The 11,009-nt window shown below is 43.8% G+C and carries 9 protein-coding genes and 1 pseudogene; 4 read left to right on the top strand and 6 right to left on the bottom strand.

The genetic code is table 11. From position 1 onward, the window contains the following. Nucleotides 1–351 (bottom strand): hypothetical protein (locus VK541_RS24625; RefSeq protein ID WP_324373272.1); only part of this gene is annotated, 351 nt, incomplete at its 3' end. A 5-nt stretch (nt 352–356) separates the two neighbouring features. Continuing rightward, complete coding sequence (locus VK541_RS24620; protein ID WP_324373271.1) at nt 357–1,343, bottom strand: hypothetical protein; 987 nt, start codon at nt 1,341–1,343, stop codon at nt 357–359. Nucleotides 1,344–1,446: 103 nt separating this feature from the next. On the opposite strand from VK541_RS24620, the gene VK541_RS24615 reads away from it, so the two are divergent. Continuing rightward, entirely contained in the window at nt 1,447–2,778 is a 1,332-nt protein-coding gene (locus VK541_RS24615; RefSeq protein WP_324373270.1) for a glycoside hydrolase family 140 protein, read from the top strand. Here the strand turns inward: VK541_RS24615 and VK541_RS24610 are convergent. From VK541_RS24610 to VK541_RS24600, 3 genes and pseudogenes are all read right to left on the bottom strand, one after another. Further along, entirely contained in the window at nt 2,759–6,184 is a 3,426-nt protein-coding gene (locus VK541_RS24610; RefSeq protein WP_324373269.1) for a ThuA domain-containing protein, read from the bottom strand. The two genes, VK541_RS24615 and VK541_RS24610, sit on opposite strands and share 20 nt — an antisense overlap. A 111-nt stretch (nt 6,185–6,295) precedes the next feature. Next, nucleotides 6,296–7,383: pseudogene (locus tag VK541_RS24605) on the bottom strand (MFS transporter). Nucleotides 7,384–7,597: 214 nt separating this feature from the next. Next, on the bottom strand, nt 7,598–8,203 hold the full coding sequence (locus VK541_RS24600; protein WP_324373268.1) for a murein L,D-transpeptidase catalytic domain-containing protein: 606 nt from the start codon (nt 8,201–8,203) through the stop codon (nt 7,598–7,600). Nucleotides 8,204–8,316: 113 nt separating this feature from the next. Here VK541_RS24600 and VK541_RS24595 point away from each other — a divergent pair, with 113 nt between their 5' ends. The 3 genes from VK541_RS24595 (at nt 8,317) to VK541_RS24585 (ending at nt 10,209) form a co-directional block, all read left to right on the top strand. Then, on the top strand, nt 8,317–8,778 hold the full coding sequence (locus VK541_RS24595) for a carboxymuconolactone decarboxylase family protein (RefSeq protein WP_324373267.1): 462 nt from the start codon (nt 8,317–8,319) through the stop codon (nt 8,776–8,778). A 70-nt stretch (nt 8,779–8,848) separates the two neighbouring features. After that, the gene (locus VK541_RS24590) at nt 8,849–9,562 is read left to right on the top strand and encodes a 2OG-Fe(II) oxygenase (RefSeq protein ID WP_324373266.1); all 714 of its coding nucleotides are present in this window, start codon (nt 8,849–8,851) and stop codon (nt 9,560–9,562) included. Between the two features lie 35 nt (nt 9,563–9,597). Then, nucleotides 9,598–10,209: an alpha-ketoglutarate-dependent dioxygenase AlkB family protein gene (locus VK541_RS24585; protein ID WP_324373265.1), complete on the top strand. Its 612-nt coding sequence runs from the start codon at nt 9,598–9,600 to the stop codon at nt 10,207–10,209. Here VK541_RS24585 and VK541_RS24580 read toward each other — a convergent pair. Further along, the coding region (locus VK541_RS24580) for an NAD(P)/FAD-dependent oxidoreductase (protein ID WP_324373264.1) at nt 10,204–11,009 on the bottom strand (806 nt) is incomplete at its 5' end. The genes VK541_RS24585 and VK541_RS24580 overlap by 6 nt on opposite strands.

The following is an 11,009-nucleotide window of genomic DNA, read 5'->3' as shown; positions in this document are numbered from 1 at the left end:
ATATATAAAGATCTCCTTGTCTGCATATTGCGGCAGTTGTCTCAGTGCTTTTTCTGCCTTTGCAAGTTCAGCGGTATTGGTCAGGAAATCGCCTTTTTTAGTACCGGTGTATCGTTCTATATGGATATTGGAAGTGGTTTTGTCCATGATTTGAAGGGCGGTCTGAAGTACAGAATCAGCTGTTTTCATAGCTGCTGCATGCTGGGCCTGGCCGGCTTTAGCCGCCTGAGCAATCGTATCCTTAAGGGACGGTGAATGCTTAGGGTTAAATGTTTCCTCGATACTTTTAGAAACCTGTCTGCAGCTAAAAAACAAGAGGCCACAGAGGGTCAGAATAATTAGGTTCTTCATTTTGCTCAACTTATTTCATTTAAATCACTGGCAAAAGCGATGCGTTCAGGTTGGTCTTTCAGATAGAAAATATCAACCGTTTCCTGTTTTGTGATACTAAGGTCCAGCAGGTTCACGATCTTTTTTAAGCTGGCCCTGCGGACCTGCTGCATACTATCGGTATATTCGAGTTCAAAGCGGATCATTGGCTGTTCATTGATGTAGGTACCTGTCTGGTTCGCATTGATCATCTTTGCGGTGGTTTTTACCCCTTTAAATTTAATTAAGATCGCTTCACCCAGGGATGTTCCTCCAATCCTGTTAAAAATTAATCCGCCTATGTACCGGTAAAACAACAGCACTACCGGGCAAATGAGTAATGGATGGCCAAAACTCAAAAAACGCCAGCCAGTGCCATGGCTTTCATATTGGTAAGAAAAGATATAATAGGCCACTACGATGGCAAAAAGTAACACCCAGCCTATAATGATAAAAGCAAGCCTCGTTGTTTTTATAGAAACTTCGGCACCTGCAAATATAAAATAGGGAATATGCTTCAGCTCTTTGTCAATTACCAGGTCTACTTTTTTACCAACCTCATAGCGTCGTTCATGCGGCTTACTGTCATTGACGCTGGTTTTCTGTATGATCTCGGTGTCTGCTAAGTTTTTAAATGATAAACTGAGGTCGTAGCTTTCGTACCCTGGTCCGGGACTGACAATTTTCACAGCACTCAGAATTTTGGCTTCCCTGCAGATCCCCTCAGCTTTTATTGTCTCAATGTTCCTTTTTGTGACAAAGATCAGCAGCACCCAGCTGCGAAAATAACCGATTAGGAGAATGAACCAGGCTATGGCAGATGCCGCAAGAATGCCAAGAGCAAACCAGGGATTTTTGTCTTCAGTTCCCATCGTGCCAAGTCCGCTATTGATGCTGTAATACAGGATCATAGGGAACGGGACTGCGAAGAAAAACATATAAAGCTTCCAAAATAGGGTAAGGCCGCGTTTCATAATGCAATATAGCGAATCTGTCTTTATTTCGATTCCGGTAAAACGGACCGGAAATATCTGATATTTTATTTAAGTTTGATATTAACCACATATTCAAACCATTATGAAGTACAGAAACCTGATTATTGTTGCTTTTATCCTCATGCGATTGCCCGTCTTTGCACAATTAAAAGTAAGCCCGGATCATCGTTTTTTACAAACAGCAGATGGCAAACCTTTTTTCTGGCTTGCCGACACCGCATGGGAGTTGTTCCATAAACTTAACAGGGAAGAAGCAGACCTTTACCTTAAAGACAGGGCAGATAAGGGTTTTACCATGATCCAGGCGGTTGTCCTGGCTGAACTTGATGGATTGAATAAACCTAACCCCTATGGCGATAAGCCGCTGACCGGCAACGATCCCGCAAAACCTAATGAGGCTTATTTTAAACATGTGGATTACATCGTGAAAAAAGCAGAAAAACTGGGCCTGATCATCGCTATGCTACCTTCCTGGGGAGATAAATGGAATAAAGCCTGGGGTGTGGGCCCTGAGATCTTTACACCGCAGAATGCGGAAGTGTTTGGCGAATATGTGGGAAAACGATATAAGAATAATGCTATCGTTTGGGTACTGGGAGGCGACAGAAATATTGAAGATCAAACAGACCGCGACATTATTGTATCTATGGCCAGGGGCTTGAAAAAAGGTGATGGCGGCAAACACCTGATGACCTTTCACCCTACAGGGGCACGAAGCTCTTCAGAATTCTTTAAAGACGATGCCTGGCTGGATTTTCACATGTCGCAGACAGGGCATTCCAAAGAATCTAAAAACTACAGTTTCAACCGGAAGAACAGGGTTTTGACTCCCATTCGTCCTCATGTAGACGGGGAACCCCGGTACGAGGACCATCCCAATCAGTTTAATCCGGGCAAGTTTGGCTGGATGGATGATTTTGACGCAAGGCAGACCGCTTACTGGAGCATGCTTTCCGGGGCGATGGGACATACTTACGGCGACCACAATATCTGGCAGTTTTATAATGACCAAAATCCTGTTTCCTGGGCCAGGACGAACTGGAAGATTGCCCTTGGCCATCCGGGGGCTTTTCAGGTAGGACTGATGAAGAAGTTATTTGAAACTTACAACTGGCAAAGACTGGTACCGGACCAAACGGTGATTGCCAGGGATAACCCGGAGACAGTTGAATATGAAATGGGTTCCATTTCGCAGGACGGGGATTTTCTGATGGCTTATCTGCCATACGGAAGAAAGACAACAATTAATACTAAAAATTTAAAGGGCAGTAAATTAACCGCAGCCTTGTTTAACCCAAGAGACGGGCATAAACTGGCATTGGGTGAGTTTGACAATTCGGGCACAAAAGCAATCGCTCCGCCTTCTGAGGGAAGAGGGAGCGACTGGCTGGTAATTATTGAGCGGAAAAATTGATCCAGTCAATGCTGATCAGATGTTGATTTGGTGCGGTGTCTTTTACAATGACAAAGTAGAGATCATGGCGTCCTGTGGCTGTTGTGCTGACTGCGGCACTCAACTCCTGGTATTTTTCCCAATTGCCTGTGGCGGCAAAATCAGCTTTGCTCACTATTGGACCTTTTGGTGAATCAAGGTGCACTTCAATACTTCCATTTCTATTTAATGAAGAATACAGGAATGTGAGTTTACCAATGTCTTTAAGGTCAATGTTTCTAAACCCGAAGTAGGATCCATTGTGGATACTGCCGACTGACTTATCACTTTTATCTACATTCCGAAGTACGTCAGCATCTTCTGCCTGAACTTTTGAGGGACGCAGGATCAGCGTTTCTTTCCTGGTGAGCGGGGTAATTGCGCCTCCGTTATCGGTATAAGAAGCCGAGAAAATATATCGTCCCTGATCTTTTACGGTGAGGTGTTTATTGAGTGTGGCCGTACCCTGGGGAGGCAATGCGGTATTCTCTTTTTTAACACCAACGGACAGGATGTATTTAACAATCTCTGATGCGTCGTCTTTGGAGATCTGCGGGTGGGCGCTCATGGCGTGTTCGCCCCAAACTCCGCCGCCTCCGTTGATGATCTTATTGGCCAGCTTGTCAACCGCTGCTTTGTCTGTTGCATAACGTTTGGAAACCCGCATAAATGATGGGCCAACAGAAAGCGCATTGACCTGGTGACAGGCTTTACAATCACTGCTCGCAATCAGGGATTTGCCATAGTTGTAAGTTGGCGTGATTTCCTGATGGCCAACAAGAGATTGGTTGTTTTGGACTTTGGCAATGAAGTTCAAATCGACCTTGATCTTTTTCTTGTCGATCATTTTGTCTTCATTGTCTTTTACTTCAACTTTGTAGCTGAACTTACTGGCCTTTGTAAAGAAAAAAGAAGTATTGCTGCTGGCATTGATCGCCACTTGCGGCAGGGTATTCCCTACTTTGATCGTCACAGTATCAATGCTGCTAAGTCCGGCCTGATCGGTTACTGTTAATGTTGCGTTGTATACGCCGTTTTTCTGAAAGGTATAAGAAACCTCTTTCCGTTTAGAATCTATAGCATTTCCTTCAAAACGCCATTCGTACGACAGCTGGTCATCATCGTCATTGTCAAAGCTTTTTGAACTGAGGGCAACTTTATACGGAGCCAGGCCTATTGTATCTCTGGTTTCAATTTTAGCAATCGGCGCACGGTTTCCTCCATTATAATCGATACGTACCAAACGGGCGTCTACATTGTCAATTCCGTAAACAGAGCCGTACTCCAGCATGTACATTACACCATCCGGACCAATTTCAATATCTACCGGACGTCTGAAATCGCCATTGGTTTCCATGAACGGCTCAAGGCGCTTGTAGTTCTGGTTTTCGTCCAGACGAACTGCGAATACCCAGTTGCGCATCCAGTCGTACATGAACAGGGCCTTGTCATAGTAGGCAGGCAACTGAGTTTTGGACTGAAGGCTTGGATTGTAATGGAACACTGGGCCGCCCATGGCACAGCGGCCGCCTTCGCCAAGTGCAGGAAACTCGGTTGATCTGCCATAAGGATACCAGACCATGGCTTTTGTTGGTGGCGGCAGGACTTTCATGCCTGTATTGTAAGGAGAATTGTTGGTTGCTCCGTTCAAATCAAAATATGGACCTGCCTTTAAGGTTGCTCCTTTTCCCCTGGTTGCAAAGTCGAGTTCCTTATAAGGTTTGCTGTCTCCCACAAAATATGGCCAGCCGTAATTGCCTGCTTTTTTTGCCTGGTTAAATTCATCATATCCGCGAGGCCCCTGTACACCGTCCTGACCGGAATCCGGACCAACTTCTCCCCAGTATACGATGCCTGTTTCCGCATCTACAGACATACGATAAGGGTTGCGGCAACCCATTACATAGATCTCCGGCCGGGTCAGCGGCGTACCTTTCGGGAATAGATTACCCTCAGGAATGGTATAACTTCCATCTGCTTCAGGGTGAATTCTCAAAATCTTTCCGCGAAGGTCGTTGGTGTTACCGGCGGAACGTTCAGCGCTGTATACCAGCCTGTTGTCCATCCGGTCTATCGGCGCAAAACCGTCTGATTCAAAGGGAACGGTATTGTCTCCCGTCGAAATGTACATGTTTTTCTGTTTGTCCCAGGCTATAGAGCCGCCGGTATGCGCGCTCACTTCGAGGTCAATAGGGATCTCGATGATCACTTTTTCAGACTTCAGGTCAAGCACATTGTCTTTGCTGATCGGGATCCGTGAAATGTGTTGTTTGTATTTACCGGCAGCTTCTGCGGTATTAAAAAAATACAGATAATTATTGGTGGCAAAATCAGGATCAATACCTATTCCCAGTAAACCGTTCAGGTATTTATCAACCGCCTTAACCGGAAATTTATAAACCAGTGTAGTCTTGCCATCCGCTGGATTATATACAAAGAAATTACCGGTGCGCTCTATAAAGAATACCCTGCCATCAGGTGCCACCGAAAGCTCCATCGGTTCGTTAAGATCGTTGGACAATACCGTTTTTGTGAAGCGGTTGTCTTCCGGTTTTTTTACCGCATAGGATTTGAAATAATCCAAAGTTACATTGGTTCCGATCGCATATTTGATCCCACCAAGCAGGTGTTTAACAAATAAGGGCTCAGTAAAGCTTTCATCGGTATGACCGCCTCCGGTATAAAATGCGCGACCTCCGTCAAAATCATGGTACCAGGCGATAGGGTGGTTATTGCCGTTCTCGCCGCCTTCGTAACTGTTTTCGTCAAGTTTAGCGAGTACTTTGAGATCGCCCTGAATGCTTTTATAGTTGTACCACTCGTCAGTACGTTCCCATTTTTTAGGCAGGCCCTGGGTGGATAAATGGGTGTCATCAATTACATCAACAGTAGCTTTGCGGACATTGGGATTGCCCGGGTGGCTTTTGAAATAGGCCCCGACAAGTTTGTTGTACCATGGCCAGTCATATTCGGTATCTGTCGCACCATGAACGCCCGCATAGCCGCCTCCGGCTTCAATGTACCTTTCAAATTGTACTTGCTGGTCAGCGTTAAGGACATTCATTGTGGTGCTCAAAAACACTACTGCGCTGTAGCGCTTTAAACTATCTTCAACAAAATAATCGGCATTCTTGGTGGTGTCAACTATAAAGTTGTTTTCCTTACCCAATTTTTGGATGGCCGCGATCCCGACAGGGATAGAGGAATGGTAAAATCCTTTGGTTTTGGAAAAAACCAATATGCGCGCTGGTTTTGGAGGCGTTGTATTGACAACCGCAGCGGCATTTTCCGTTTTCGGCTTGACAGAACTACAGGCGTAAAGAATGGTTGAAATGCAAATTGCAGAAAATACAGCGGTGTATATTTTAGGGTATTTGACTTGAAGCATAGTTATCTGGTTAGTTGGTGTGCTGAACGGTAAACTTAGCAATTATCTGAAAAAGCTTAGTGTTATATTTACACCAATAACCGTCACTCTTTTGTTACAAACAGATGTAGGCTAACCAATTGATGCTGATTCAGTTCTTCTTGACAGCTTGTAAATCGTATACATAATTATCGCTGATACTATGCTCAGGACCAGATAACTGGCAGACAAGTTCACTTCGTCCTTTGCAGGTAAAAATGAAATGATGGTATAACTGAGCCCGGAAACCACCACATAGGTAATTCCGCCGGTAAGTCCGCTGGCTATGCCGGCATTTTTAGGAAATTTACTGAGACAGAAGGTAAAATAGTTATTGAATATATAACCAGCTGTGACGTGAATAATAAAAGCAAAGAAAATCAGGGAATAAAGATTGGAAATGAAACCGATGCTGATGATCATCAACGCAACAAACAACATTTGCAGTACCAGATTGGCTGCCATCTTTTTAAAAAATGGACGATCAATAGTAGCCTTGCCGATAAAACCGCCCACCATCCATGCAAATCCAAGAATCAGTGAGCTATATCCTGCGATAACAGGAGTTAACCCAAAGTGATGTTCTATGATAAAAGGGCCCGTCATGTTGTAAATCATGACCATGCTATAGGCCAGCCCCAGCATCACAATACCCAATGAAAAACTGGTGGTCCTGATCATCTCTATGTACACATTTATGATCTTTCTAAGCGAGAATACGAAAAACTTTTTCAGGGTTTCTCCATTGTACACATACTCCAAAATGGCCATGATCACTGCAAGACCTGCAAGCAGGTAAAAGTTGGATTCCCATCCAAACGCCGTTTGCAAATAACCTCCGACAAAGGGGCGACAATCGGTCCGGTAGACCAGATTATCGAAAAGAGACTCAGGTAATGCTTTAACTTGTCTCCATCATAAACATCAACAAAAAAAGCACGCTTGGCCACGATCACGGTACCGACCGTAAATCCATGAATGATCCGCATCAGATAAATGACATAAATGTTGTGGGTATTGGCAATCACAATACTGGACGCGGCAAAGACCAGCAGGCAGATCAGGCTCAGTTTATATCTGCCAAAACTGTCCAGTATACTGCCAATGAACAACTGAGAGACTCCATAGCTGATTAAAAAGAGGCTAAGGGTAAGCTGCACCTGCAGGCTGCTCACCTGCATCGTTGCCGCCATTGTAGGTAAAGAGGGAATATAAATGTCTGTTGCGAAACCCGATAAGGGGATCAATGCAAAAGCCAAAATTGTAGAAATTCCCTGGTTTTGCGTCTTTATGTATCTTACCGTATTCAATTTCTATAAGTGCTAAATTTGAATGGGCAAATTTACCGTTTCAAAAAATCTTTAGCCGCAAGCTTAGAACACAGTTTTGTAATGTTTATTGGTAAATCCAGAGCAGCATATTCTTTTGTCCGCCTTTAATCAGGTTATCAATTTCAATCATGGTAAGATCGGCTATGACCGGACATCCCAGGCTTACCCCGTGAAGACCGTAAGGATAAATTTCATATTCGGGAACCGGCGAGTAAGAGTGCAGCACAACTATCCTCTTGTAGGCATTGCTGTTGGCACTATCCAGACCATGCATTTTATAATGTACGTTGATTCCCCATCTGCTGTATGACCTGATGCCCAGCTTGTACTTGCCAAGTGAAGTACAATTGCTATTGACTTTGTTGCTAAAAACAGGCTTAAAGGCTGTACTGCCACCACCATTTCCATGTGCACACAATCCATTAATTACGATCTTCTTTTTCTTAAAGTCATAAACAAATAAACGGTTCTTTCCGGAATGAATGCTCATATCGACCAAGATACAATAAGAAGTATTCAGCTTGTTTGCATTGCAGTATTTCAGCGCCTCCTCTACCTTTTCCTCCAATTTTTCACCAGGTACGGGGATTTGAACCTCTGTCCCGGAACATGCTGAAAAAGCAAGCAGTATTGCCAAAATTGCAGTGAGATATTTCCGGGAGCGTTCCATGATTTTATCCAACTAATATATCAAAAATATTTTCCATCCGCTGTCCAATTTCCAGCATCTTATTCGACATATAGGTGTAATTCAAATATTCATTATCGTTAAAAAGAAAAAAAATGGAACAGAGAATCAATTTTTTCGAAAAAGGCCAGGATGCGATAAAAGCGCTGCATGGTTTAAATGCTTATCTAACAAAGTCTCAAATCGAAAAACCACTTCTGAATTTAATTTACTTCAGGATATCCCAAATTAATGGCTGTGCCTATTGCCTTGATATGCATGCAAAAGATATGCGTGCAGCAGGAGAAACTGAACAACGTCTTTATGTTTTAGCTACGTGGCGCGAGGCACCTTTCTATAGTGATCGCGAACGCGCAGCACTGGCCTGGGCAGAAGCGGTAACAAAAATCAGCGGGGCAGACGTACCGGATGATGTCTACCATCAGGCGAAAGCCCAGTTTTCTGAGGAAGAGTTAATTGAGCTGACGCTGGCAGTTATCGCCATCAACAGCTACAACCGCGTCAATGTTTCTTTCAGAACAGTTGCCGGATCTTATCAGGTTGGTCAGTTCGGGTAAAAAGGCAAGATTCGGATTTTATTCCTGTAGGGTATTGCAGACCTTTGATCTGTTCATTTAATCAAATGTTATGCAAGATAACTTATCAAAAACTGAGACCGTAAACTGGGGAATTATCACAGGGTCAATGCATGAAAATGGCTATGCGGTCATTCCCCGTTTTTTAAACCCCGCCCAATGTGAAGAACTGAAAGCAACATATAATGACCCTGGCATTTTCAGGAAAACTGTTGTCATGGAGCGGTATCGTTTTGGGCTTGGAGAATATAAGTATTACGATTATCCTTTACCGGGGCTTATCCAGCAAATCCGGGACAGTATTTACCCGAAACTTGTTCCGATAGCAAATTCATGGATGAGTGTTTTGAAGATTGATACGCGTTTTCCAAACACACTCCGGGAACTTCATGCGCTTTGCAGGGCCGATGGTCAGCTAAAACCAACTCCTCTGATCTTGAAATATAGCAAGGGCGGATACAATACGCTTCATCAGGATCTTTATGGTGATCTCTATTTCCCAATTCAACTGGTATTGTTTCTAAATGAGCCTGGTGAAGATTTTAAGGGAGGCGAATTTATACTGATCCAGCAGCACCCCCGCGCGCAGTCAAAGGCCGTTGTGCTTAACCCGAAGAAAGGAGATCTATTGGCCTTTACTACAAATTTTCGCCCGGTAAAGGGCAGCAAGGGTTACTATCGGGCTAATATGAAACATGGGGTAAGCGAAGTTCGGGATGGCGAACGCTATACTGTTGGAATTATTTTTCATGATGCATTGAGTTAGTTTATTTTGTAATGTTAATTTTATGCCAGATTGCGATGATAGACCTATTCAGTAAAGTAAGAGCCAGTGAAATCAATTTGTTGCCATATGACGGCGAGGTAAATTACTATGGCAGGCTGTTTTCAAGTCAGCAGGCCAGCCATTATTATGATACTTTATTTCATCATATTGAATGGAGAAATGATGAGGCCGTTATTTTTGGCAAGCGCATCATCACTAAAAGAAAAGTGGCCTGGTATGGCGACATGGAATTTGAGTATACCTATTCCAATGTTACCAAACTGGCCCTTCCATGGACTAAAGCGTTGCTGGAACTAAAAGCAGTCGCCGAACAAAAAACGGGCGAAACCTACAATTCATGTCTGCTCAATTTATACCATAGCGGTGAGGAGGGAATGGCCTGGCACAGCGACGGAGAAAAAGACCTGAAAAAGAATGGTGCAATTGGCTCAATGAGCTTTGGCGCTGAAAGAAAGTTTTCGTTCAAGCATAAACAAAACAAACAAATCGTTTCTGTTATTTTGGAACATGGCAGCCTGCTGGTTATGAAAGATACGACTCAAACACATTGGCTGCACCGTCTTCCGCCGACAAAGCTGGTTACAAAACCAAGGGTAAACCTGACATTCAGAACCATTGTGTTATGATTCTGCAATCAGTTCCTGGTTAATAATGGCACCAGCTTTCGTTCCCGCGGCTACGGTCATTGAAAGGGTCCGAAACATGTTAGCATTGTCTCCTGCTGCATATATCCCTGGAATGCTTGTCTTTTGGAAATCATCCGTTTGAATGTGTCCGGCATCCGTCATCTGGCAACCCAGATTTATGGGAATGTCACTGTGCTGCTCAAACGGAAGCTTTGCATAGAGTGCCGTGATCTTCGTGCCGCTTCCATCAGCAAATATTAATTTATCAAGTATACCATTCGTGTGCCGGACCTCCTGAATTGGAGTCTCCACGACATCAATATTGAGCTGGACTAATTGCTCCCGGTGCGATTTATCAATAGCTGACACCCCATTGGTAAACACGGTTAGTTTCTTTGTCCAGTTATTGATCAGCCTTGCAAATTCGAATGCCATATCTCCGTTGACAAAAATACCTGTTTGTTCATTCCTGTATTCATAACCATGGCAGTATGGGCAGTGAATCACTGAAATACCCCAACAGTCTGCAAAGCCCCTAATCTTTGGCATAAGATCTTTTAGTCCTGTGGCAAACAGGATTTTCTTAGCTGCCATAGCTTGTCCTTCTGAGTTGTAAACCACGAACTGATTATTTTCACCCCCTACCCTGGTTACTTTGCCTTCCATAAATTCTATTGTCGGGTACTGCATTACCTGTGCTTTACTTATTTTTGCAATGCCTTCAGGTGTATTTCCGTCCTGTGTAAGAAAATTGTGTGAATGCGGGGTCTGCCGGTTACATGGTTTACCGCTATCGATGA

It is taken from the genome of Pedobacter sp. (assembly GCF_035317785.1).
Taxonomy (GTDB): Bacteria; Bacteroidota; Bacteroidia; order Sphingobacteriales; family Sphingobacteriaceae; genus Pedobacter.
Note: the sequence above shows the minus strand (reverse complement) of the source record. Positions and strands in the feature narration are given on the sequence as shown.